Here is a 21,564-nt window from a genome sequence, read left to right as displayed (position 1 = left end):
CCGGGCCCGTACGGGTCACTGTCCGGCGAGTTGCCGCAGCGTCGGTCCCGTGGTCCACCCTCCGTCGACGGCCAGTTCGGCGCCGGTGATGTACGACGCCGCGTCCGACAGCAGGAAGACGACGGCCGCCGCGATCTCCGGGGCCTCGCCGACCCGGCCCATGGGAGCGTGCGGGTACTTCCCCTCGCCCTGCTCGATACCGACGTGGGCGGTCATCGGGGTGTAGGTCATGCCGGGGTGGACGGAGTTGACGCGGATCCGTGCGGTGGCCAGTTCCACGGCGGCCACCTTGGTCAGTCCCCGCACCCCCCACTTGGCGGCTCCGTAGCCGGCGGTCCTGGCCAGGCCCGTCAGGCCCGCCGCCGAGGAGATGTTGACGATCGAGCCGCCCGCGCCCCGCCTCATGAACGGGACCACGGTGCGCATGCCGATGAAGACGCCGGTGAGGTCGATGTCCAGGACCCGGCGGAAGTCGTCGACCGACTGCTCTTCGATCAGGTGCGAACCGCCCGAGATCCCCGCGTTGTTGACGAGGCCGTCGACCCTGCCGAACTCGGCGGCCGTGTACTGCGCCACTCTCCGCCACTCGGCCTCGGAGGTGACGTCGTGCGCGACGAACCGGGCGGCGTCGCCGAGTTCGGCCGCGACGCCGTGGCCCTCGTCCGGCAGCACGTCGGTGAGGACCACCCGGGCACCGGCCTCGACCGCCGCCCGCGCCGTCTCGGCGCCGAGTCCCCGTGCCCCGCCGGTGACGATCACCGTTCTGCCCCGGAGGTCCGCCATACGCCTCTCCCCTGTCCGTTCCACCCGTCCGCACGTCCGCACGCCCACGGCGCAAGGACGGTATGCGCCCCCGGCCGGGCGCGGAAGCCGGTCCTCCCGCTGAGCGGGAACGGTCGCTGTACTCCCCCCTTCGCTGCGGATATGACTGTTAGGCATATACCGAACAGAAACAGTGAGGGAGGAGTCGTCATGAAGTTCTCCATGATCTTCGAGGCGCAGATCGCGGACCCGACCCCCGAGCGGGAGCGCCAGGTCATCCACGACTGCGTCGAACAGGCCGTCCTGGCCGAGGAGATGGGCTTCGACCGGATCTGGGCGGTCGAGCACCACTCGCTGACGCAGTACGCGCACATGAGCGCGTCCGAGGTGTTCCTCTCCTGGGTCGCGGCGAAGACGTCCCGCATCCGCATCGGCCACGGCGTGGTCACCATGCCCTTCGGCTACCAGCACCCGGTGCGGGTAGCCGAGCGCGCCGCCATGCTGGACGTCCTGTCGGGCGGCCGGGTCGACATCGGCGCCGGCCGCGGCGCCACCCGGCAGGAGATGTCCATGTACGGGGTGCGGCCCGAGGACACCTACCCGCAGATGGAGGAGGCCCTGCGGATCTTCAGCAGCGCCTGGCGCGAGGAGCGGTTCGAGTGGCACGGGTCGGTCGACATCGGCCCGGGGGCCATCCTGCCCCGCCCGGTGCAGGACCCGCACCCGCCGCTGTTCATGGCCTGCAGCAAGCACGACACCCTCAGGCTCGCCGCGGAACTCGGCATCGGCGCGCTGGTGCTGGGGTTCGCCGGGGCCGACGACATCCGGGAGATGCGCGCGATCTACGACGAGGCCATCGCCGGACGCAGCGGCGACCGGTTCGTCTCCACCGAGGTGAACGACCACTTCTCCGCGCTGTGCCCGACGATCGTGCTGGACGACGCCGAACGGGCGTACCGCATCGGAACCCGCGGGCAGCGGTTCTTCGCCGAGGCCATCGCCCACTGGTACGGCAACGGCCCCGCGCCCACCGCGTTCGACGAGGGCGAGGACCACGTGGCCGCCATGGAGCGGGACCGCGAGGTCCTGGTCGCCAAGCTGCACGAGGCGAACGTCCCCGTCCGCCCGGCCGACACGGGCCAGTTCAACGCGAAGCACGCGTACGGCACCGCCGAGACCGCCATCGCCTACGTCGACCAGCTGCGCCGGATCGGTGTGGACGAGGTCATGTGCCTGGTCCAGATGGGCACCGTGCCCCAGGAGGCGTGCGCGGAGACCATCCGCCAGTGGGGCGAGAAGGTCATTCCCCACTTCCGTGACCTGGCCAAGGAGTCGGCGGCATGACGGGGCGGCTGGAGGGCCGGACCGTCGTCGTCACCGGCGCCGGGCGCGGTCAGGGAGCCGCCGAGGCACGGCTGTTCGGGCGGGAAGGCGCACGGGTCGTGGTCACGGACGTACGCGAGGCGGAAGGCCGTGCGGTCGCGGAGGAACTGGGCGACCGGGGGCTGTTCGTCACCCACGACGTGTCCGACGCGGCCGGCTGGCACCGCGTCGTCCGGGCCGCTCTCGACGCCTTCGGCCGGATCGACGCCCTGGTCAACAACGCGGCCCTGTGGCGCACCGCCCCGATCGAGGAGGACACCGAGGAGAACCTCCGGCGCCTGGTGGACGTGAACCTCGTCGGGCCGTTCCTCGGCATACGGGCCGTCGTCCCGGCGATGCGCGAAGCCGGCGGCGGGTCCGTCGTCAACATCTCCTCCACCGCGGGCCTGGTCGGCATCGAGGGCCACGCGTCCTACGGCGCCACGAAGTTCGGCCTGCGCGGACTGACCAGGTCCGCCGCCCTGGACCTGGCCCCGCACGGCGTCCGGGTCAACTCCGTCCACCCCGGCGCCATCGACACACCCATGGTCGCGGGCGCGCTCGGCCCGGACGCCGGGCGGCGTGAGTGGCCGAACGTGCCGCTGCGGCGCATGGGCCGCCCGGAGGAGGTGGCGGAGCTGGTGCTGTTCCTGGTCTCGGACGCCTCGTCGTACGTCACCGGCGCCGAGTTCACCGTCGACGGCGGGCTGACGGCCAAGTGACCGGCCACCTCGGCCCGCGTGCGGCGGCCGACCCCCTGTCCGTTCGTGCCCGGGAGCTCGCCGACGCCATGTCGGCCGGGTTCCCCGATCCCGCACGGGGATCCATCGACCCGGCCGCGATCCGGCGGGCCGCGCGAGCCGGCGCCGGTGCGCGGCCGGTCCGCGGACTGCCCCGCGTCACCGACCGGCTCGTCCCAGGGCCGGCGGGGGCGCCCGAGGTGCCGGTGCGGATCTACGAACCGGTGGCCGACCCGGCCGCCGCGCCGCCCGTGGTGGTCTTCCTCCACGGCGGCGGCTGGGTGCTGTGCGACCTGGACACGCACGACGGTCTCTGCCGTGAACTGGCCGCCCGCACGGGCGCGGTGGTGGTCTCGGTGGACTACCGCCTCGCCCCGGAGCACCGTTTCCCGTCCGCCGCCGAGGACGCCTGGGCCGCCACCTCCTGGGTGGCGGCCCACGCGGCCCGGCTGGGCTGGGACCCCGCGCGGCTGGCCGTCGCGGGCGACAGCAGCGGCGGCAACCTGGCGGCGGCGGTGGCCCTGATGGCACGGGACCGCGGCGACCCGGCCTTGGCGGCGCAACTGCTGATGTACCCGGTCCTGGACCACCGGATGATCACGGGGTCCTACCGCGCCTACGCGACGGGCTTCTTCCACACGACCGCCCACATGCGCTGGTACTGGGAGCAGTACCTGGGAGAGGACGGTGACGGAGCGCACCCGTACGCCTCCCCCGGTCTCGCCCCGGACCTGGCCGGGCTGCCTCCGGCGGTGCTGGTGCTGCCGGAGTGCGATCCGCTGCGCGACGACGGCCTTCGCTACGCGGGGCGCCTGGAGGCGGCGGGCGCCGCGCCCCGGGTGCGGGTGTGGCCCGGCACGTTCCACGGCTTCCTCGGTCTGGGCGGGCTGCTGCCGGAGGCGGACCGGGCGCTCGCCCAGGCGGCGCGCGACCTGCGGGCGGCGCTGGGGCGGCCCGGCGGGTGAGCCGCGCGCACCGCGGCCGGGGGGTGCCGGGCACGTACCGCGCCCGGCACCCCCCGGCCACTCGGGTTCACCGGGTCATGAGCGTGCGATGTGGTCGGCCGCCAGCCAGCCGAACGTCATGGCGGGCCCGATGGTCGCGCCGGGACCGGGGTAGGTCTCGCCCATGACGGCGGCGGAGACGTTGCCGGAGGCGTACAGGCCCTCGATCACCGTGCCGTCCTCCCGCAGCACCCGCGCGGTGGCGTCGGTGACCAGGCCGCCCTTGGTGCCGATGTCGCCGGGGTGGACCGGGACGGCGGAGAACGGGACCTTCAGCAAGGGCGCGAGGTTGGGGTTGGGCAGGGTGGGGTCGCCGTAGTAGCGGTCGTAGACGCTGTCGCCGCGGTGGAAGTCCTCGTCGCGGCCGGCGCGGGCGAAGCCGTTGAAGCGGTCCACGGTCGCGCGCAGCCGCTCGGGGGGCGCGCCGATGAGCCCGGCCAGCTCCTCGACGGAGGCGGCCTGCTTGACGAAGCCGCTCCGCCGCCATGCCCCGGGGAACGGCTGCCCGGGGAAGAGACCGAGGAAGAGGTAGCGGGCCTTGGCGGCGGCGTCGAGGATCAGCCAGGACGGTACGGTGGACGCGCCGGGCCGGTCGGCCGCGTACATGGCGTCGACGAACTCGTGGTAGGGCGCGGCCTCGTTGGCGTAGCGTTCGCCCGCCGCGTTCACGATCACCATGCCCGGGATCCCGCGGTCGGCGACCAGGAAGAAGGGGCTGCCGCCGGGCGGCACCACGGAGGGCGCGCCCCACACCTTGTCCATGAGGTCGACGGCCGCGCCGGCGGCGATGCCCAGTTCCAGGCCGTCGCCGGTCTGTCCCTCGGGGGCCGAACTCCACTCGGCGGCGGTCGGCGACGGCAGGTGCTTCTCGCGCAGGCGCTGCGTGCGCGAGAAGCCGCCGGAGGCGAGGACCACTCCTCCCCGGGCCCGTACGGTGATCTCGTGGCCGTCGCGCAGGACGCGGACGCCCGTGATCCGGCCGCCGTCCTGGACCAGGCCGGTCAGCGGGGCGTTCAGCCACAGTTCGCCGCCGAGCCGGTCGAGCGAGTACCGCATCCGGGCGACCAGCGCCTCGCCGAGCGCGAGCAGGGTGCGGCCGGTGGCCAGGGCGCCCACGGCGCGGACGCCGACCTTCAGGGAGGTGCGCTTCCCGGCCCAGGTGCGGGCGACCATGTTCAGGTGCCGGAAGTCCCTGGAGGTGATGGTGAGCCCGCGGGTGGGCAGCCCGGCGCGGCGCATGGTCGCGCGCTGTTCGGGCGGCAGCCGCTTGAGGTCGAAGATCCGCGGTTCGACGGAACGGCCCTGCGGGGCACCGCCGAGCCGTTCCGGGTAGTAGTCGCTGTAGCCGGGGGTGTGGACGAACCGTACGGCGGTGCGGTCGTGGAACTCCCGGACCATGCGCGGCCCGTGGGTGAGGTAGGCGTCCTTGCGTTCGGCGGGGACGCGGTCGCCGACGGTGGCGTCGAGGTAGGCGCGGGCCTTCTCTGGGGTGTCGGCGAGGCCGGCGGCGTCCAGGTGGAGGTTGTTCGGCACCCAGATCGCGCCGCCGGACAGGGCGGTCGTGCCGCCGTAGCGGTCGGTCTTCTCCACCACCAGGGCGGTCAGTCCGCGCAGCCGTGCGGTGAGGGCGGCGGCCATGCCGGCGGCGCCGGAGCCGGCCACCACCACGTCGTAGGTGTGGTCCCACTCGCTGCTCATGCGGTCCTCTTTCGTGGGCGGGGGTTTCAGTGGGCGGTGACGCGGGCGTCGGTGAGGACCGGCGCGTCGCCGCGGTCCGCCGCGCTCGCCGTGAGCCGGTACCCGTCGGGGGTGTCCCACACGCGCAGCCGCAGCGTCTCGCCGGGGAAGAAGACGCCGGCGAAGCGGGTGCGGCACTGTGCCACCCGGGTGGTGTCGCCGCCGAGCAGGTGGTCGGTGACGGCCTTGACCGCCATGCCGAAGGTGCAGAGCCCGTGCAGGACGGGGCGGTCGAAGCCGGCGCGGCGGGCGGTGGCCGGGTCGGCGTGGAGCGGGTTCCAGTCCCCGGTGAGGCGGTAGAGCAGGGCCTGCTGACGCAGTGACGGGATGTCCAGCACCAGGTCGGGATCGCGGTCCGGTGCGGGCAGGCGGTCGGAGGGGCCGCGGGCGCCGCCGAAGCCGCCCGCGCCGCGGACGAAGATCTGGTTGCGCTGGGTGAGCAGCGGCCGGCCGTCCTCGCCGAGGAGGACGGACTCCTGGACGACGACGGCGGCCCCGCCCTTGTCGTACACGGCCGGAACGCGGGTGAGCGTGGTCGCACGGGCCGCGGCGGGCAGGGGGCGGTGCACGATGATCTCCTGGCCGCCGTGCAGCACGGCGGCCAGGTCGATGTCCACGCCCGGGGTGTCGAAGACCTGGAAGCCCACTCCCCCGGTGCCGCCGGCCACCACGCCGAAGGTGGGCAGCACCCGCAGGCCCTGCTCGTGTCCTTCGTGGACGTACCGGAGTTCGCCCGGGTCGGTCTCGGGGACGCCCGCGCCCAGTGCCAGGTGGTACAGGCGCACATCGCGGTCGTCCCAGACCAGCGCGGCGCGCACGGGCGGGGCCGAGGTGGCCTGGTCGGCGTCGATCGGCATGGGACGGGTTCCTTCGCGCTCGGCCGGCGGCGGTGCCGGCTCGTCGTCCGGTTCGCGGCCGTGCTCGGTTCGGGGCCGTGCTCAGTTCGAGAACGTGCCGGTGGCGTAGCGGCTGCGGAAGTACAGCAGCGGGCGACCGCCCTCCCGGGCGGTGAGATCGAGGACCTCGCCGGTGACGATGTGGTGGTCGCCGGCCGCGTGGACGTCGGCCAGGCGGCAGTCCACGCTGGCCAGGGCGCCGTCGAGGCGGACGGTGCCGTACTCGGTGACGCTCCAGGGCACGTCGGTGAACTTGTCGGGGCCGCTGCGGCCCAGTGCGGCGCAGGCGGCCTGCTGGTCCTCGGCGAGGATGTTCACGCAGAAGCGGCCCGCGCGCTCGATCCTCGGCCAGCTCGTGGACGACCTGCCGACGGCCAGCATGACCAGCGGCGGGTCGAGGGAGAGGGAGGCGAAGGACTGGCAGGCGAAGCCGACGGGCTCCCCGCCGTCCAGTCCCGCGACCACCGTGATGCCGCTGGCGAAGCGGCCGAGGACGTCCCGGAAGACGGCCGGGTCGATGCGCGGTCCGTTCAGCCGTTCCACTGGTGGCCCCAGAAGCTGTCGGCGGTGATCTCCTTGGCCACCCAGGTGGCGGGGTCGACGATCAGGCCGTCCCAGCCGTACTCCACCTGGAAGCCGCCGGGCGCCTGCGCGTAGAAGGAGACCATGTGGTCGTTGGTGTGCCGGCCGAGGCTGGAGGCGATCGGGATGCCGGCCGCGTTCATGCGGTCCAGGCCGTGGCCGACGTCGTCCAGGGTCTCCAACTCCACCATGAAGTGCACGATGCCGGGCGGCAGCACGCCGGGGTACAGGCCCAGGCTGTGGTGGCGGCGGTTGGGGCTCAGGAAGTGCATCCAGTGGAAGTCGCGCCGCTCGGCGGCGGTCGGGACGGCCTGCGGGGGCAGCTTCATCGAGTCGCGCAGCTGGAAGCCGAGCACGTTCTCGTAGAAGTCCAGCGCGGCGCCGACGTCCGGCACGGGCAGGACCACGTGGCCGAGGCCGAGGTCGCCGGTGACGAAGCGGTTGCCGTAGGGGGTGCCGAGCGGGGTGTGGTCCTGGGCCTGGCCCCAGTAGATCTCCAGCGGGTTGCCGCAGGGGTCGGTGACGTGGATCAGGCCGCGTACGCGCCGCTCGGCGAGTTCGGCGGCGTCGGCCTGCTTGACGGGGAAGCCGGCCTCCTCCAGCTCCCGGGCCGCCTCGTCGAGGGCGCGGGCGTTCGCCACCTCCCAGCCGGCCGCCAGCAGCCGGTCGCCGGCGCCGGCCCGCACGACGAGGCGCTGGACGCGGTCGTCCATGCGCAGGCGGAGGGTGTCCTCGGTGGTGCCCACCGCCTCCACCATGCCGAGCAGGTCGAGCGCGTAGGTGCGCCATTCCGCGAGCCTGGTGGTCTCCAGGCGCAGGTAGCCGAGAGCACGGATGTCCATGGGTCACCTTTCAGGGGTCAGTGCGAGAGAAAGTCGAGGGCGAGGCGGTTGAACTCGTCGGCCTGCTCGGCCTGCGCCCAGTGGCCGCAGTGCGGGAAGACGTGCAGGCGTGCGTCGGGGATGGTCTTCAGGGCGACCAGCGCGCCGTCCAGGGGGTTGACGCGGTCCTCGCGGCCCCAGGTGAGCAGCACGGGGTGGGTGATGCGGTGGGCCTTGCGCCAGAGCATCCAGTCCTCGGCCCAGGCGGGGTTGGCGAAGGCGGCCCCCATGCGGGCGTTGCCGAGCCGGGTGTCGGGGTCGGTGGCCGAGGCCCAGCGCTCCTCGACCAGTTCGTCGGTGACGAGCGACTGGTCGTACGCCATCACGCCGAGGAAGGCCCGCAGCCGCTCCTTGGTCGGCTGTGGTGCGGTGTTGAACTCGAAGAGCCGCTTGATGCCTTCGGTGGGGTCGGGGGCGAAGAGGTTGACGGAGACGCCGCCGGGGCCCATCAGGACCAGCTTGCCGACCTTGTCCGGGTGGTTGAGGGACATCCGGACGCTGGTGCCGCCGCCCAGGGAGTTGCCGATGAAGTGGGCGCGGGTGATGCCGAGTTCGTCCATCAGGGCGGCGACGGCGTCGGCGCTGTAGCTGAAGTAGTCCTTGTCGAGCTCGGGCTTGTCCGAGCGGCCGAAGCAGGGCTGGTCGACGAGGAGGGTGCGGAAGCGTTCGGCGAAGACGGGAAGGTTGCGGCCGAAGTTGGACCAGGCGGAGGCGCCGGGGCCGCCGCCGTGCAGCATGATGACGACCGGGTCGGCGGCGCCGGCCGCCGGCGTCCTCGTCCGGGGGCCCGCCTCGTGGTAGTGCAGGGTGAGTCCCGCCGCCCGCACGGTGCGGGAGGTCGATTCCCGGGTCAGGTCCTCTGCCATGGGGGCACCTCTCAGGCCATCGAGTCGTGTATGTCCAGGCCGAGCGCGGCCTGCCCGAACATCACCAGCGCCCGCTCGGGGTCGTTGGCGGCGTGGCCGCGGCCGGTGTGGGCGTCGCGCCAGGCGCGCTGGACGGGGCCGGGGCCCGTGCGCATGGCGTTGCCGCCGGAGTTCTCCATCAGCAGGTCGAGGGCGGCGACGGAGCGTTCGGTGGCGATCACCTGGTCGCGGCGGGCGCGGGTGCGCAGGGCCATGGGGAGTTCCTCGCCGCGCGCGGCGAGGTCGTACATCTCGGCGATGTTGCGGGACATCTGCAGCCAGCCCGCGTCGATGTCGCTGGCGGCGCGGGCGATGCGGACCTGCGCGAACGGGTCCTCGGCCACCTTCTGCCCGTAGGAGACGCGGATCCGCTTCCGGGTGGCCTCCAGGTAGGACTCGTAGGCGCCCTCGGCGATGCCGACGATCGGGGTGGAGATGGTGGTGGTGAACACGGCGGCGTAGGGCAGCCGGTACACCGGCTCGAGGTTGAGTTCGTGGCCGGGCACCCGCAGGGCGGTGACCGGGCCGAAGCTGAGCGCGCGGTGCTCGGGGACGAAGACGTCCTCGACGACGATGTCGTTGCTGCCGGTGCCGCGCAGGCCGACGGTGTCCCACACGTCGTCGATGCGGTACTGCGTGCGGGGGACCAGGAAGGTGCGCATGTCGACCAGGGCGCCGTCGGCGTCCGGGACGAGGCAGCCGAGCAGCGCCCAGTCGGTGTGGCCGCAGCCGGAGGAGAAGTGCCAGCGGCCGGTCAGCCGGAAGCCTCCGTCGACCACGGTCACCTCGCCGGTGGGGGCGTAGGAGGAGCAGATGCGGGTCCTGGGGTTCTCGCCCCACACCTCCTGCTGGGCGCGCGGGTCGAACAGGGCGACGTGCCAGGGGTGGATGCCGACCACCGAGGCGACCCAGCCGGTGGAGCCGCACGCCTTGGCGATCTCCTTGACCGCGGCGTAGAACACGGCCGGGTCGGCGGCCCGGCCGCCGAACGGCTTGGGTTGGAGCAGTTGGAAGAAACCGGTCTGCTCGATCTCCTCGATGGAGGTCTCCGGCACGCGGCGCAGGGTCTCGGCCTCGGCCGCGCGCTCGCGCAGGGCCGGTGCGAGGGCGCGGATCGCTGCCAGTACGTCTTCGGCCATGAACATCCCCTCTCGGGTGGTCGTGGTGGCGGAAGTGCCAGGACCGTACGCTCCGTTGTTCCGAAACGAAATACCTGGCTCCCGCTGAGCGGGAAGGCGTCGCGGCCCCGGGCGGGGGCCCGCCCGCGGCTACCGCGCGAGGTGCGCGGCGGCGAGGTGGGCGAAGACCATGGCGGAGCCGATCCGTGCGCCCGGGCCCGGGTGGGCGGGCCCGGAGACGGAGGCGGTGGTGCTGCCGGGCGCGTCCAGCCCCGGGACGGGGGTGCCGTCCTCGCGCAGCACGCGGGCGTGGGTGTCGGCGCGTACGCCGCCCCTGGTGTCGAGGTCGCCGAGGTCGCCGAGGACCATCTGGACGGCGTGGAGGGGGCCGTTCCCGATCGGGACCAGGCAGGGGTTGGGGCCCCGGGTGAAGTCGTCCCCCGGCCGGGTTCGTCGTGCGGGCGGGGCGCCGGGACGGGAGCGCGGGCGGTGACGCCGGCTGCCGTACGCGCCCGGGCGCGGTGGGTCCGCGGGTGCGGGCGGTCAGGGCGCCGCCGGCGCCCCCGCCGTGCGGCGCAGCTCGGCTTTGAGGATCTTTCCGGCGGCGTTGCGCGGCAGGTGCGGTACGGGGTGGAAGCGGCGCGGGACCTTGAAGTTGGCGAGCCGTTCGCGCGCCCAGGCGGTCAGCTCCGCGGGGTCGGGTTCCGCCCCCGGGGCGGCGACGTAGAAGGCGACTCCGACCTCCCCGAGTCGCGGGTCGGGGGCGCCGACGACCGCGACGTCGGCTATCCGGGCGTGGCCGCGCAGGACGTTCTCCACCTCGGCCGGATAGGCGTTGAAGCCGCCGACGATGTACACGTCCTTGAGGCGGTCGGTGATGGACAGGTAGCCGCGCTCGTCGAGCACGCCGATGTCACCGGTGTGCAGCCAGCCGTCCGCGTCGACGGTCCCGGCGGTCGCCTCGGGGTCGTCCAGGTAGCCGCACATCACGTTGTAGCCGCGCACCACCACCTCACCGGGCTCACCGGGCGGCAGGGGCGCGCCGTCGGCGTCCACCACCCGGACCTCGGTCCCGGGCAGCGCCGGTCCGGCGGTCGTCGCCACGGTCCGGGCGTCCTCGTCCGGCGGGCACACGCACACCACTCCCGTGGACTCGGTGAGGCCGTAGGCGCTGAAGACGGCCTGGACGCCGAGTTGCGTGCGCATCCGCTCGACCAGTTCCGGTCCGACGCCGCTGCCTCCCACACCGGCCAGGCGCAGCGCCGTCAGGTCGTGCCCGGCGCGCCGGGGGTGGTCGAGCAGGCTGTGGAAGACGGTCGGCGTGCCCATCAGGACGCTGATCCGCTCCTCGGCCACGCGGGGCAGGATCCGCTCCAGGTCGAAGACCTCCTCGGGGACCATGGTGACGCCCTTCAGCAGGCACGCGACGATGCCGGCCTTGTAGCCGAAGACGTGGAAGAACGGATTGACGAGCAGGTAGCGGTCCCCGGTGCGCAGGGTGACCGCGCGGGACCACTCCCGGAAGACCCGCACGGTGTGGCCGTGCGTGGTCAGCACGCCCTTGGAGCGTCCGGTGGTGCCCGAGGTGAACAGGATGTCGCAGAGGTCGCCGGGGCGGACGGCGGCGCTGCGGGCGGCCCGTTCGGACTCCGGCACCCGCTCGCCCGCCGCCAGGTAGTCGGCCCAGCCGATCGTCCCCTCCGCCGGCTCCCCGCGCAGCACCACCGTGCCGCTCAGCCGTCCGAGGTCCTCGCCCGCCTCGCGCAACATGGCCACGTAGTCGATGCCGAGGAAGCCGCGTTCGGTGAGGAGCAGCCGGGCCCCGCTGCGGCGGATGACGTCGGCGGCCTCACCGGCCTTATAGCGGGTGTTGAGCGGGACGAGGACGGCGCCGACGGACACCGCGCCGAGCACGGCGGTGATCCACTGGCGGGTGTTGGGCGCCCAGACGGCCACCCGGTCACCGGGACGGACGCCCTGGGCGAGGGCGGCCCGCGCGCAGGCCGCGATCTCGTCCCGCAGCCGGGTGAAGGTCCAGCGCACCTCACCGTCGACGAGCGCCTCCTGCCGGCCGTAGGCGTCCGCGGCGAAGTCGGCGAGCTGCGCGAGGGTGGCGGGGGCCGGGGTGTGTGTCCCTGACAGGTCGTTGAACACGCTGGTCATGCCTCTTTCCGTGGTTCGGGACGGGGGTGCCGGGCGGCATGCGTCTTCCGGGAGCGACCAGTGAGCGGCGCACGTGCGGGGCGGGCGGCGGCCGCGGTGGTCCGTGCGCGGCCCGGGGTCCGTCGGCCGGCGGTGTGCGCGCCGGTGCCGTCGCGTTCCCCGGGCGCGGGCCCGGGGGCGCGGCCTGCCGTGCCGGGGGCCCGGGCCCGCCGGGTGGTGGCGCGTCGGCAGACCGCTCCCGGCACCTCGTCGCACATGCGCGTCCCTCCCAGGTCGTGCGGACGGTCCGGGCCGGCCGCGCGCCGTACGAACCGGGCCTCGTCCGACCCACCCGGACGTCCGTCGCGGTCCTCCGGCCGGCCATCCGTCGTGCCGGCCGCGGGCCCGTGCCTCCGGTTCCGGAGTCCGGCCGGCCGCCGTGGCCGTCCGGACCGGTCGCCGGCCCGCCTTCGGTCTCCGCCCGGTCGTGGGGGCTGACGCGAGGGAAGCTACGCGTTACTGTTCCGAAACGAAACAGCCACTTCCCAGCAGGTGGGATCGGCTGGCAGTCTCCCCGCAATACCGGAGATCACGGCCGGGGCCCGGGGCTGCCGGCCGTCCGTGTGAGGTGAGGTGCCGATGACGACGCAGGCCGCCACGACCGGGTTTCCGCCACTGTCCCTGCTGGAGAAGGCCGCGAAGGTGCTGAGCACCTTCCAGAGCGCCGAGCCGCGGCTCACCCTGACCCAGGTCGTGCGGCGTTCGGGGATCCCCCGGTCCTCCGCGCACCGCATCCTGGACCAACTGGTGCAGCTGCGCTGGCTGGAGCGCGAGGGCCACGACTACCGGCTGGGCATGGGCATGCTGGAGCTGGGCGCCCTGGCCGCCCATCACAACCGGCTGCGGCGGGCGGCGCTGCCCCACCTGCACGCGCTGCACGAGTCCACCGGCCACCTGGTGCACCTGACCGTGCTCGACGGCGCGGAGGTGGTCTACCTGGAGCGGATCGGCGGTTCGGACGACGGGGGCGTGCCGTCGCGGGTGGGCGGGCGGCAGCCCGCGCACTGCACGGCGGCGGGCAAGGCACTCCTGGCCTTCGGCGACTCCGCCCTGGTGGAGCAGGTGATCCACGGCGGGCTGCGGGCGCGCACGCCGCGCACCATCACCCGTCCCGAGTCGTTCCGCAGGGAACTGGCGGCGGTGCGCGAGCGCGGCATCGCCTTCGACCACGAGGAGGGGTTCCGGGGCGTGTCCTGCGTGGCGGCACCGCTGCGCGGGGCCGGCCGGGCCGTCGCCGCGATCTCGGTGTGCGGCAACGGCGCCCACCGGGAGCTGGAACGGATCGCCCCCTCCGTGCTCGGCTGCGCCAGGTCGGTGTGGCGGGACATGTTCGGGCCGGGCCGGCGTACCAGGAACCGGGCGCGGCCGGAGCGGACGGCGCGGCCCGGGCCCGCCGTGCCGCCGCCCGCGATGGACGACATGTTGTCCTGGCTGCGGTTCAGCGAGTGGATGTGACCGCGGTTGGGACTTCGTGGCGGCGGCACCGACAGCGGTCGCGTCAGCCCCGCGCGAAACGCGCCCGCAGGGCCGCGAGACCGGCCTCGTAGGTGCCGTCGCCGAAGAACGCCTCCGTCCGCGCCGCGACAGCGTCGGCGCTCCGGTACGCGGCGGACCAGACGACCTCGGCGCCCTCCGGGTGCGGGTGCACCGCGAGGGTGGCCACGTAGTCCGTCACCGGCAGCGGCACCGGGTCCAGGAGGGTGTAGCGGTACCGGCGGGCCTCGGTGTCGCGCTCCAGCAGCCGTTCGCGGGCGACCACCCGGCCGTCGACGGTGAAGACCCGGACCGCGCCGGGGACTTCCGGGTCGGAGCCGCCCTCGGTGGCGGAGGGCGGCACGAGCGGGTGCCAGTCGGCGAGGCCGCCGAAGGCGCCGACGGCCGCCCACACCTCGGCGGGGGCGGCCGGGAGCACGGTGGACCGCCGCAGCGTGCGCGGGCCTGCCGCGGCTCCGGCGGGGTCCGTGTCCTTCAGGGGTGCGTTCACCAGGTCTCCTTCCCGGGTGTGCTCACCAGGTGACGTCGCCGCGCAGGACGGCGTCGGCGCCGCCGTCGGCGAAGACGACCTGGCCGGTCACATGGGTGTTCTCGGACGAGGCCAGCCAGGCCACCAGCGGGGCGATCTGCTCGGGGCGGGCGTGGCCGTGCAGCGGCATCGGCACGCTGCGCTCGACGAGCCGGCGCATCGCGGGATCGTCCAGCAGGGGGCGGGTCAGGGGGGTGAGGACGACGCCGGGCGCGACCGCGTTGAGCGGGATTCCCGCACCCGCCCACTCGGCGGTGACCGCCGCGCGGCGCACCCAGCGGGAGACGGCGGCCTTGGAGGAGGAGTAGACGAGGTGCCCCTCGCCCCGGTCGACGGCCGCCCCGGCCGCGGCCACCGCCGCCTCCTCGTCGTCGGCGAGCGCCGCGTCCACGATCTCGGGGTCAACCGGGTGCACGGAGTCGATCGAGCCGATGACCACGGCACGCGGGTCGGTGCCGGCGGCCAGCAGCGGGCGCAGTCCCTCCAGCGTGGCCACGGCGCCGAAGTGGTTGACCCTGACGGTGAGCGGACGGAATCGCGCGATGCCTGCGCAGCAGATGACGGCGTCGAGGCTGCCGCCGGTCAGCTCCGCCGCGCGGGCGACGAGTTCGGCGCGTCCCTCGCGCGTGGAGAGGTCGGCGCGGATGTCGCCGTCCGCGAGGTCGGCGCCGATGACGGTGTGTCCCCGCGCGCGCAGGAGCGCCGCGGTGGCACGGCCGATGCCGGAGGCCGCTCCGGTGACGAGGTGGGTCCGGGGCATGGTCTGCTCCCTTGGAAGCGGGGTCGGGTGGTCGGGTGGCCCGTGGGCGGGGCCGTGGGCGCCGGACGCGCTCTGCGGCGGATCACGAGTAGCTGATCTCGACCCGCTCGGTCAGCGGCACCGCCTGGCAGGCCAGGACGTAGCCCTCCTCGATGTCCTCGTCGTCCAGGACGTCGTTGCGGACCATCTTCACCTCGCCCGAGACGACCCGGCAGGTACAGGCGCTGCAGCCGCCCTCCCGGCAGGAGTACGGCGCGTCGACGCCCGCGGCCAGGAGGACGTCGAGGAGGGGTGTCCCCTGCGGCCAGGCGACCGTGCGGGTCTCGCCGTCGAGTTCCACCCGCACGGTGCCGGCCCCCTCCGCGGACGCGGCCCCGGGGAGGACCGGTACGTCGAAGACGTCCGCGCCGAGGGAGAAGAACCGCTCCCGGTGGATGCGGGCGCCCGGCGTGCCGAGGGCGCGCAGGCCCTGCTCGACGGCGTCCGTCATCGGCGCGGGGCCGCAGAGGTACGCCTCGCGGTCCGCGTACGGCGCGAGGACGGCGCCCAGGCCCTGTGCCGTGGGGAGGCCCTGGAGCGACTCCAGCCAGTGGATCGGTACGAGCCGGTCCGGGTGGTCCCGCGCCAGCTGGCGCAGCTCGTCGCGGAAGATGACGGAGGACTGGTCGCGGTTGGCGTAGAGGAGCGCGAGCCTGCCGCGCCCGGCCGCCAGCACCGACTTGGCGATGGACAGCAGCGGGGTGATGCCGCTGCCCCCGGCGACGAGCAGCAGGTCGGCGTCGAGGGAGCCGGGGGTGAAGGTACCGGCCGGTGGCAGCACCTCCAGCTCGTCCCCCGGCCCCACGGCGTCGCACACCCAGTTGGAGCCGTGCCCGCCGGCCACGCGCTTGACGGTGACCTTCATGGGTTCGCCGGTGTGCGGAGAGCTGGCGAGGGAGTAGCAGCGGGCCAGCGGCCCCCCGCCGGTCCCGGGCAGCTTCAGGGTCAGGAACTGCCCGGGGCGGTAGGCGAAGCGGTCCGCGCTCTCCGGGGGCGCCTGGAGCACGAGGGAGTGCGTGTCGGCCGTCTCGGTGATCACCTCGGTGACGCGCAGGCGGTGCGTGCGCGGCCCGGCGCCCGCGTCCCGCGCCGCCGGTGACGCCCGGCCGGGCATCGGTTCAGACATCGGCGACCTCCAGCGTGCCGTCCTCGACCGCGCGGTCGATGCTGTCGCACAGCGCCCGGCAGGTCCGGATGCGGGCGGTGGTCCGCCCCTCGGTCACCCGGCCGCGGAACTCCGCGCAGACCACGGCCGCTTCCGCGGTCCACTGCACGGAGGTGTGGGCGATGCTGAACTTCTCGCACAGGACCTGATGACCGCAGGTCGCGCACTCCACCGGCTGCATGTCAGACCTCGGTCCCCGTCCGTGCGGACCGGCGGGCCAGGTTCTCGGCGACCTCCGCGCGCCAGGCCGTGTTGGCCCGCTCGGTGTCGACCTCGAACTCGAACCGGCGGACCATCTCGTCCTTGACGTCGTCGACGTCGACGTAGAACTGCTCGTACCAGCGGCGCAGTTGGTAGACCGGGCCGTCCTCCTCGGTCAGCAGCGGGTTGTCGATCCGGGTCTTGTTCCGCCAGATCCGCACGTCCTGCTCGAAACCGAGGGTCGCGCCCTCGGCGGTGAGCCGTGCCGCCTCGGCGGCCTGCTCGTCGGTCATCCCGGGCAGCCGCTTGACGATCGCCCCGTACTGCAGCATGAAGCTGTCGGCGGTGATCGGATAGTGGCAGTTGATGAGGACGATCTCCATCTCGGTGCCGCCGCCGGCGTCGGTGTAGAGCTGGTCGATCATGTAGGAGGGGCCGTAGTAGGAGGCGTCGGAGCGCAGGCGTCCGGCGCTCAGGGTGCCCAGTTCCATGTCGCCGCGCGGGCTGCTCTCCATGTACTGGGTGGCGATGTGCCCGTCGAAGACGTTCTTGAAGTACTCGGGGAAGGCGTAGTGGACGTAGTAGAAGTGCGCCATGTCGACGACGTTGTCCACGATCTCGCGGCAGTTGGCGCCTTCCACCAGGAGCGTCTTCCAGGTCCAGTCGCTCCACCGGTCGGCTTCGGGGCCGTGGACGCCGGCGATCTCCGGGACGGTGACCTCGGGCGGCGGCGGGTTGCCCTGCGGGTCGTGCCAGACGAAGAGCTGCTTGTTGCGTTCCAGGGTGAGCCAGGAGCGGGTCTTGGCGCGTGGCGGGACCCGGCGGGCGTACGGGATGCCGGCGCAGCGGCCGTTGCCGGACCAGCGCCAGTCGTGGAACGGGCAGGCGACCGTGTCCCCCTTGACGCTGCCCTGGGCGAGGTTGCCGCCCATGTGCGGGCAGTAGGCGTTCAGGACGTGCAGGCGTCCGTCGTTCTCGCCCTGGAAGACGACCAGTTCGGTGCCGAACGCCTTGATCTGGTGCGGTCGTCCGTCCCTGAACGCGTCGGCGAGGCCCAGGCAGTGCCAGCCCCGGGCGAAGCGGGTCGGTGGCGTGCCCGCCTCGATGACCCGGACCCCTTCGTTGAGCGCAGTCATCTCGTCCCTCCGATGTGTCTTTCGGACCTGCGGCCCTGTCTGTCGTCCCTGCGGCTGGGTCCGCGGGCTCCGCCTGCGGTACGGCTCAGTCGCGTGCGGCGAGTTCCACGGCGATGTCGATGAGCTGGTCCTCCTGGCCGCCGACCAGGCGGCGTTCACCCGCGCGCAGCAGGATCTCGGCACCGGAGACGCCGTAGCGCTCGGCCTGGCGGTAGGCGTGCTTGAGGAAGCTGGAGTAGACGCCGGCGTGACCCATCAGCAGGGCGAGCCGGTCGAGCCGGCACTCCTCGTCCATGACCGGGCGGACCACGTCCTCGGCCGCGTCGATGATCTTCAGGACGTCGATGCCGGTGCGGATGCCCATCTTGGCGCAGACCGCGACCAGCGCCTCGACGGCGGTGTTGCCCGCGCCCGCGCCGAGGCGGCGGGTGGAGCCGTCGATCTGCAGGGCGCCGGCCTTGACGGCGGCGATCGAATTGCCGGTGCCCAGGGCGAGGTTCTCGTGGCCGTGGAAGCCGACCTGGGCGTCGTCACCGAGTTCGGCGACCAGGGCGGCCACACGGTCGGTGACGTCGTCCATGACCATGGCCCCGGCCGAGTCGACCACGTACACGCACTGGCAGCCCGCGTCGGCCATGACGCGGCCCTGCCGGGCCAGCGTCTCGGGGGTCGTGGAGTGGGCCATCATCAGGAAGCCCACCGTCTCCAGGCCCATCTCGCGGGCGAGCCCGAAGTGCTGGACGGCGATGTCCGCCTCGGTGCAGTGGGTCGCGATGCGGCAGACGCTCGCGCCGCTCGCGTGGGCGGCGCGGATGTCGTCCTTCACACCGAGTCCGGGCAGCATCAGGAAGGCGATCCTCGCCCGCCGGGCGGTGTCCACCGCGACCTTGATGAGCTGCTGCTCGGGGGTCCTGGAGAAGCCGTAGGTGAACGACGAGCCGCCGAGCCCGTCGCCGTGCGCCACCTCGATCACCGGGACGCCCGCGCCGTCGAGGGCGGCGACGACGGACCGTACGTCGTCGGCGGTGAACCGGTGCCGTTTGGCGTGCGAGCCGTCGCGCAGCGAGGAGTCGGTCACGCGGATGTCGAGCGTGTCGGAGTAGGGCATCTCAGGACTCCCCGTGGGACTGGCCGGCGGTGATCCGCCGGGCGAACTCCTCGCCCACCCTGGTGGCGGCGGCGGTCATAATGTCGAGGTTTCCGGCGTACGGCGGCAGGTAGTCGCCCGCGCCCTCGACCTCCAGGAAGACCGCGACGCGCGCCATGCCGCCGTTCTCCTGGCGGGGGTCGTCGAACTGCGGCTCGCTGCGCAGCCGGTAGCCGGGCACGTACGCGGCGACCTGCTCGGCGATCTCCTTGACGGACTGGGTGATCGCGTCCCGGTCGGCGTCCTCGGGGATGGCGCAGAAGACGGTGTCGCGCATGATGACGGGCGGCTCGGCCGGATTGAGGATGATGATCGCCTTGCCGCGTCCGGCGCCGCCGATGGTCTCGATGCCGCGGGCGGTGGTGCGGGTGAACTCGTCGATGTTGGCGCGGGTGCCGGGACCGGCGGAGAGGGAGGCGACGGACGCGACGATCTCCGCGTACGCCACGGGGACGACGCGGGAGACCGCGTGGACCATGGGGATGGTGGCCTGTCCGCCGCACGTGATCATGTTGACGTTGGGTTCGACGAGGTGCTCGCGCAGGTTGGCGGGCGGGACGACGGCGGGACCGACGGCGGCCGGGGTCAGGTCGACCGCCTTGATGCCGAGTTCGGCGTAGCGGGGGGCGTTGGCACGGTGGACGTGGGCGGACGTCGCCTCGAAGACGATGTCGGGCAGTTCGTCCCGCGCGAGCAGCCAGCCGACGCCCTCGTGGCTGGCATCGAGGCCGGCCCGGCGGGCGCGGGCCAGGCCCTCGCTGTCCGGATCCACGCCGATCATCCAGCGCGGTTCGAGGAGTTCGGAGCGCCGCAGCTTGTACAGCAGGTCGGTGCCGATGTTGCCGGACCCGACGATCGCCGCGGTCGCCTTGGTCCGGGTGGTGGGTGTCATGGGGGTGCATCACCTCAGGTGAACGAGAGGGAGACCGGGCCCAGCCCGGTGAAGTCGGCGGTGAAGGTGGCTCCCGCGGTCACGTCGACGGCCCGGGTGCAGGAGCCGGGCAGCACCACGTGCCCCTTCTTCAGGGGCACACCGAAGCGGGCGACGGTACGGGCGAGCCAGGCGACGGAGAGGGCGGGATCGCCGAGCACGGCGTCGCCGCGGCCCTCGGCCAGCACCCGGCCGCCTTCGGTCAGTCGCGCTTCGACGGCTTTGAGGTCCAGCCCGCGCGGGTCCCGTCCCTCGCCGATGACGAATCCGGCGGAGGAGGCGTTGTCGGCGATGGTGTCGGCGATCGAGATCCGCCAGTCGCCGATCCTGCTGTCGATCAACTCCAGGGCGGGGACGACGCGTTCGGTGGCGGCCAGCACGTCCGCCGGGGTGCAGTCCTCGCCCGGGAGGTCGGCGCCGAGGACGAACCCGACCTCGACCTCGATCCGGGGGAAGCAGTAGCGGGCGACGGGCACGGGCCGGTCGGCGCTCAGCTCCATGTCGTCGAGCAGGTGGCCGTAGTCCGGTTCGTCCACGCCCATCATCTGCTGCATGACCGGGGACGACAGGCCGACCTTGTGACCGCGCACCCGGGCCCCGGCGTCGAGCCGGCGGCGGATGTTGACGAGCTGGATCTCGTAGGCGTCCTCGGTGTCGATGCCGGGGAAGGTCTCGGTCAGCGGGGCGACCGGCGTGACGCTGTGCTCGGCGGAGCGCAGGATCCGCGCCGCCTGCCGTCTTGCGGAGTCCGTGAGCATGGGGGTCCTCTGCGGGGCGTCGGGTGTTCCGGGAGGCTAGGCGAGAGCCGTTCCGCACGGGGAGCGGGAATTCCCGCTGACCGGGAAAGACACGGACGGGGCGGGCGGGTTCGGGACGGCGGGGTCGGTCGCCCGGTGCCTCACGGGTGAGTCGCTTCGCTCGCTTGTTGACCTCGGCCGCGTCGAGGAAGACGGGGTGTTCCCCTCCGCCGTGGACGCGCAGGCTCGCCCCGCTCATGTAGGCGGCGCGCGGCGCGGTCGGACACCGGGAAGACGCAGGCGTCGCCGATGTCGGCGGGCGTGGCCAGGCGGCCGAGCGGCACGGAGAAGAGGCAGGCGTCACCGGTGTCGGCGAGCATGGCCAGGCGGCCGAGCGGCACGGTGGAGAGGCAGGCGTCGCCGGTGTCGGCGGGCGTGGCCGACCGGCCGAGCGGCACGGTGCGGCCGGTCGGCGGCGATACCGTCCTCGTCGCCGCGGAGCAGGTGCGACGGTGCGGTCCGGACCATGCCGGGGACGACCGTGTTGACCCGGACCCGCGGCGCCCGTTCCACCGCCATCGCACGGGCGAGGTGGTCAAGTCCCGCCTTGGCCGTGCCGTACGCCGGGGTCCCCGGCGGCGGGCCGTCCCCGCTGACGCCGCCGGACATCAGGATGGACCCGCCGCCACCCTGGCCGCGCGTCGTCTCGTACGCGGCGAGGGAGGCCGTCAGCGATACGAGGGGGTGCAGTCCGACGACCCGGGCGTACCGGACGGCTCCGCCCTCGCGGGGCATCCGGAAGGGGAGCCTGCGGTGTTGTCGATCAAGGTGCCGAGGCGCCCGTACTCGTGCCGGATCCGGCCGAAGAACGCGTCGGCGGCCTCGGGGCCGCGCGGATCGACGAGGAGGAGGCGAGCGGTGCGGCCGGCCGCCTCCACGGGCCGGTCCGGGGGACGGCGCGCGCAGGTCACGACGTCCGCGCCGGCTGCCGAAATCACCCGGGCGGTGCCGACGCCGGCGCCCCGGGGCCCGCCGGTGACGACCGCCACGCATCCGGTGGGATCGAGGATCGCCGTCGCGCAGCACCTCCCGCAGCGGGCACTCCGCTGCTACATTCTCGCCCCACCGAATGTTTGGTAGTAGCTGATGCCTATGAGCGTCTCCCCCCGTCGGGCTCGTCGACGGGAACACGGTGCCGCTTCGCGCGGGGCCGCGGGCGCCCACTCCGGCCGGCTG

Annotated in this window: 22 protein-coding genes and 2 pseudogenes; 4 read left to right on the top strand and 20 right to left on the bottom strand. The window is 73.7% G+C overall.

Annotated features, from left to right (window positions below; genetic code table 11):
• Window positions 1-15: 15 nt before the first annotated feature.
• Complete coding sequence (locus tag ACZ4K2_RS23765) at window positions 16-783, bottom strand: glucose 1-dehydrogenase (protein ID WP_467475818.1); 768 nt, start codon at window positions 781-783, stop codon at window positions 16-18.
• 189 nt (window positions 784-972) lie between these two features.
• Here ACZ4K2_RS23765 and ACZ4K2_RS23760 point away from each other — a divergent pair, with 189 nt between their 5' ends.
• Genes ACZ4K2_RS23760 through ACZ4K2_RS23750 form a run of 3 tightly spaced genes read left to right on the top strand, consistent with a single transcriptional unit; the run spans window position 973 to window position 3,829 of the window.
• Complete coding sequence (locus ACZ4K2_RS23760) at window positions 973-2,106, top strand: LLM class flavin-dependent oxidoreductase (RefSeq protein ID WP_467475819.1); 1,134 nt, start codon at window positions 973-975, stop codon at window positions 2,104-2,106.
• Window positions 2,103-2,846 carry a glucose 1-dehydrogenase gene (locus ACZ4K2_RS23755; RefSeq protein ID WP_467475820.1) on the top strand — a complete coding sequence of 248 codons (744 nt, stop codon included), beginning with the start codon at window positions 2,103-2,105 and terminating at the stop codon, window positions 2,844-2,846. Before ACZ4K2_RS23760 ends, ACZ4K2_RS23755 begins: the two co-directional genes overlap by 4 nt.
• Window positions 2,843-3,829: an alpha/beta hydrolase gene (locus ACZ4K2_RS23750; protein WP_467475821.1), complete on the top strand. Its 987-nt coding sequence runs from the start codon at window positions 2,843-2,845 to the stop codon at window positions 3,827-3,829. The genes ACZ4K2_RS23755 and ACZ4K2_RS23750 overlap by 4 nt, the downstream gene beginning before the upstream one ends.
• Window positions 3,830-3,904: 75 nt before the next feature.
• On the opposite strand, the gene ACZ4K2_RS23745 is transcribed toward ACZ4K2_RS23750, so the two are convergent.
• The 8 genes and pseudogenes from ACZ4K2_RS23745 to ACZ4K2_RS23710 form a co-directional block, all read right to left on the bottom strand.
• Complete coding sequence (locus tag ACZ4K2_RS23745) at window positions 3,905-5,566, bottom strand: FAD-dependent oxidoreductase (RefSeq protein WP_467475822.1); 1,662 nt, start codon at window positions 5,564-5,566, stop codon at window positions 3,905-3,907.
• A gap of 26 nt (window positions 5,567-5,592) precedes the next feature.
• Complete coding sequence (locus ACZ4K2_RS23740) at window positions 5,593-6,462, bottom strand: MaoC/PaaZ C-terminal domain-containing protein (protein ID WP_467475823.1); 870 nt, start codon at window positions 6,460-6,462, stop codon at window positions 5,593-5,595.
• Between the two features lie 81 nt (window positions 6,463-6,543).
• The gene (locus ACZ4K2_RS23735) at window positions 6,544-7,044 is read right to left on the bottom strand and encodes a flavin reductase family protein (RefSeq protein ID WP_467475824.1); all 501 of its coding nucleotides are present in this window, start codon (window positions 7,042-7,044) and stop codon (window positions 6,544-6,546) included.
• Window positions 7,032-7,925, bottom strand: coding sequence for a VOC family protein (locus tag ACZ4K2_RS23730; protein WP_467475825.1), 894 nt, complete (start codon window positions 7,923-7,925; stop codon window positions 7,032-7,034). Before ACZ4K2_RS23730 ends, ACZ4K2_RS23735 begins: the two co-directional genes overlap by 13 nt.
• Before the next feature lie 17 nt (window positions 7,926-7,942).
• Complete coding sequence (hsaD, locus tag ACZ4K2_RS23725; protein ID WP_467475826.1) at window positions 7,943-8,830, bottom strand: 4,5:9,10-diseco-3-hydroxy-5,9,17-trioxoandrosta-1(10),2-diene-4-oate hydrolase; 888 nt, start codon at window positions 8,828-8,830, stop codon at window positions 7,943-7,945.
• Between the two features lie 11 nt (window positions 8,831-8,841).
• Complete coding sequence (gene hsaA / locus ACZ4K2_RS23720; RefSeq protein WP_467475827.1) at window positions 8,842-10,008, bottom strand: 3-hydroxy-9,10-secoandrosta-1,3,5(10)-triene-9,17-dione monooxygenase oxygenase subunit; 1,167 nt, start codon at window positions 10,006-10,008, stop codon at window positions 8,842-8,844.
• A gap of 129 nt (window positions 10,009-10,137) precedes the next feature.
• Window positions 10,138-10,422 (bottom strand): annotated as a pseudogene (locus tag ACZ4K2_RS23715) (FAD-binding protein); the annotation flags it as partial.
• A 108-nt stretch (window positions 10,423-10,530) separates the two neighbouring features.
• Window positions 10,531-12,150 carry a FadD3 family acyl-CoA ligase gene (locus ACZ4K2_RS23710; RefSeq protein ID WP_467475828.1) on the bottom strand — a complete coding sequence of 540 codons (1,620 nt, stop codon included), beginning with the start codon at window positions 12,148-12,150 and terminating at the stop codon, window positions 10,531-10,533.
• Between the two features lie 618 nt (window positions 12,151-12,768).
• On the opposite strand from ACZ4K2_RS23710, the gene ACZ4K2_RS23705 reads away from it, so the two are divergent.
• Window positions 12,769-13,644 carry an IclR family transcriptional regulator gene (locus ACZ4K2_RS23705; protein WP_467475829.1) on the top strand — a complete coding sequence of 292 codons (876 nt, stop codon included), beginning with the start codon at window positions 12,769-12,771 and terminating at the stop codon, window positions 13,642-13,644.
• A gap of 43 nt (window positions 13,645-13,687) precedes the next feature.
• Here ACZ4K2_RS23705 and ACZ4K2_RS23700 read toward each other — a convergent pair whose 3' ends face one another.
• The 11 genes and pseudogenes from ACZ4K2_RS23700 to ACZ4K2_RS23650 all read right to left on the bottom strand — a co-directional run bounded on the left by ACZ4K2_RS23700 (window position 13,688) and on the right by ACZ4K2_RS23650 (window position 21,377).
• Window positions 13,688-14,173, bottom strand: coding sequence for an SRPBCC family protein (locus tag ACZ4K2_RS23700; protein ID WP_467475830.1), 486 nt, complete (start codon window positions 14,171-14,173; stop codon window positions 13,688-13,690).
• Between the two features lie 22 nt (window positions 14,174-14,195).
• Window positions 14,196-14,972, bottom strand: coding sequence for an SDR family oxidoreductase (locus ACZ4K2_RS23695; protein WP_467475831.1), 777 nt, complete (start codon window positions 14,970-14,972; stop codon window positions 14,196-14,198).
• A gap of 82 nt (window positions 14,973-15,054) precedes the next feature.
• Window positions 15,055-16,137 (bottom strand): 2Fe-2S iron-sulfur cluster-binding protein, encoded by a 1,083-nt coding sequence (locus ACZ4K2_RS23690; protein WP_467475832.1) that lies wholly within the window; start codon window positions 16,135-16,137, stop codon window positions 15,055-15,057.
• Window positions 16,130-16,357 (bottom strand): hypothetical protein, encoded by a 228-nt coding sequence (locus tag ACZ4K2_RS23685; protein ID WP_467475833.1) that lies wholly within the window; start codon window positions 16,355-16,357, stop codon window positions 16,130-16,132. Before ACZ4K2_RS23685 ends, ACZ4K2_RS23690 begins: the two co-directional genes overlap by 8 nt.
• A gap of 1 nt (window position 16,358) precedes the next feature.
• The gene (locus ACZ4K2_RS23680) at window positions 16,359-17,513 is read right to left on the bottom strand and encodes a Rieske 2Fe-2S domain-containing protein (protein ID WP_467475834.1); all 1,155 of its coding nucleotides are present in this window, start codon (window positions 17,511-17,513) and stop codon (window positions 16,359-16,361) included.
• A gap of 85 nt (window positions 17,514-17,598) precedes the next feature.
• The gene (gene dmpG, locus ACZ4K2_RS23675; RefSeq protein WP_467475835.1) at window positions 17,599-18,621 is read right to left on the bottom strand and encodes a 4-hydroxy-2-oxovalerate aldolase; all 1,023 of its coding nucleotides are present in this window, start codon (window positions 18,619-18,621) and stop codon (window positions 17,599-17,601) included.
• A gap of 1 nt (window position 18,622) precedes the next feature.
• A complete protein-coding gene (locus ACZ4K2_RS23670) occupies window positions 18,623-19,552 on the bottom strand; it encodes an acetaldehyde dehydrogenase (acetylating) (RefSeq protein WP_467475836.1) in 930 nt (309 codons plus the stop codon).
• Between the two features lie 14 nt (window positions 19,553-19,566).
• Window positions 19,567-20,349, bottom strand: a complete 783-nt coding sequence (locus tag ACZ4K2_RS23665) for a 2-keto-4-pentenoate hydratase (RefSeq protein WP_467475837.1) — start codon at window positions 20,347-20,349, stop codon at window positions 19,567-19,569.
• 166 nt (window positions 20,350-20,515) lie between these two features.
• Window positions 20,516-20,672: pseudogene (locus tag ACZ4K2_RS23660) on the bottom strand (SDR family oxidoreductase); the annotation flags it as partial.
• Between the two features lie 16 nt (window positions 20,673-20,688).
• Complete coding sequence (locus tag ACZ4K2_RS23655) at window positions 20,689-21,123, bottom strand: SDR family NAD(P)-dependent oxidoreductase (protein ID WP_467475838.1); 435 nt, start codon at window positions 21,121-21,123, stop codon at window positions 20,689-20,691.
• Window positions 21,057-21,377 carry an SDR family NAD(P)-dependent oxidoreductase gene (locus ACZ4K2_RS23650; RefSeq protein ID WP_467475839.1) on the bottom strand — a complete coding sequence of 107 codons (321 nt, stop codon included), beginning with the start codon at window positions 21,375-21,377 and terminating at the stop codon, window positions 21,057-21,059. Before ACZ4K2_RS23650 ends, ACZ4K2_RS23655 begins: the two co-directional genes overlap by 67 nt.
• Window positions 21,378-21,564: the final 187 nt, after the last annotated feature.

The organism is Streptomyces sp. NPDC025833, from assembly GCF_055558055.1.
The sequence above is the reverse complement of the archived record's forward strand: the minus strand, read 5'-3'. Positions and strand labels throughout refer to the sequence as shown.

What these genes read in the sequence shown, in the direction of transcription:
- ACZ4K2_RS23765 (WP_467475818.1), bottom strand. Translation starts at nt 783, where the DNA reads ATGGCGGACCTCCGGGGCAGAACGGTGATCGTCACCGGCGGGGCACGG.
- ACZ4K2_RS23760 (WP_467475819.1), top strand. Translation starts at nt 973, where the DNA reads ATGAAGTTCTCCATGATCTTCGAGGCGCAGATCGCGGACCCGACCCCC.
- ACZ4K2_RS23755 (WP_467475820.1), top strand. Translation starts at nt 2,103, where the DNA reads ATGACGGGGCGGCTGGAGGGCCGGACCGTCGTCGTCACCGGCGCCGGG.
- ACZ4K2_RS23745 (WP_467475822.1), bottom strand. Translation starts at nt 5,566, where the DNA reads ATGAGCAGCGAGTGGGACCACACCTACGACGTGGTGGTGGCCGGCTCC.
- ACZ4K2_RS23740 (WP_467475823.1), bottom strand. Translation starts at nt 6,462, where the DNA reads ATGCCGATCGACGCCGACCAGGCCACCTCGGCCCCGCCCGTGCGCGCC.
- ACZ4K2_RS23730 (WP_467475825.1), bottom strand. Translation starts at nt 7,925, where the DNA reads ATGGACATCCGTGCTCTCGGCTACCTGCGCCTGGAGACCACCAGGCTC.
- hsaD (WP_467475826.1), bottom strand. Translation starts at nt 8,830, where the DNA reads ATGGCAGAGGACCTGACCCGGGAATCGACCTCCCGCACCGTGCGGGCG.
- hsaA (WP_467475827.1), bottom strand. Translation starts at nt 10,008, where the DNA reads ATGGCCGAAGACGTACTGGCAGCGATCCGCGCCCTCGCACCGGCCCTG.
- ACZ4K2_RS23710 (WP_467475828.1), bottom strand. Translation starts at nt 12,150, where the DNA reads ATGACCAGCGTGTTCAACGACCTGTCAGGGACACACACCCCGGCCCCC.
- ACZ4K2_RS23705 (WP_467475829.1), top strand. Translation starts at nt 12,769, where the DNA reads ATGACGACGCAGGCCGCCACGACCGGGTTTCCGCCACTGTCCCTGCTG.
- ACZ4K2_RS23695 (WP_467475831.1), bottom strand. Translation starts at nt 14,972, where the DNA reads ATGCCCCGGACCCACCTCGTCACCGGAGCGGCCTCCGGCATCGGCCGT.
- ACZ4K2_RS23690 (WP_467475832.1), bottom strand. Translation starts at nt 16,137, where the DNA reads ATGTCTGAACCGATGCCCGGCCGGGCGTCACCGGCGGCGCGGGACGCG.
- ACZ4K2_RS23685 (WP_467475833.1), bottom strand. Translation starts at nt 16,357, where the DNA reads ATGCAGCCGGTGGAGTGCGCGACCTGCGGTCATCAGGTCCTGTGCGAG.
- ACZ4K2_RS23680 (WP_467475834.1), bottom strand. Translation starts at nt 17,513, where the DNA reads ATGACTGCGCTCAACGAAGGGGTCCGGGTCATCGAGGCGGGCACGCCA.
- dmpG (WP_467475835.1), bottom strand. Translation starts at nt 18,621, where the DNA reads ATGCCCTACTCCGACACGCTCGACATCCGCGTGACCGACTCCTCGCTG.
- ACZ4K2_RS23670 (WP_467475836.1), bottom strand. Translation starts at nt 19,552, where the DNA reads ATGACACCCACCACCCGGACCAAGGCGACCGCGGCGATCGTCGGGTCC.
- ACZ4K2_RS23665 (WP_467475837.1), bottom strand. Translation starts at nt 20,349, where the DNA reads ATGCTCACGGACTCCGCAAGACGGCAGGCGGCGCGGATCCTGCGCTCC.
- ACZ4K2_RS23655 (WP_467475838.1), bottom strand. Translation starts at nt 21,123, where the DNA reads ATGCCCCGCGAGGGCGGAGCCGTCCGGTACGCCCGGGTCGTCGGACTG.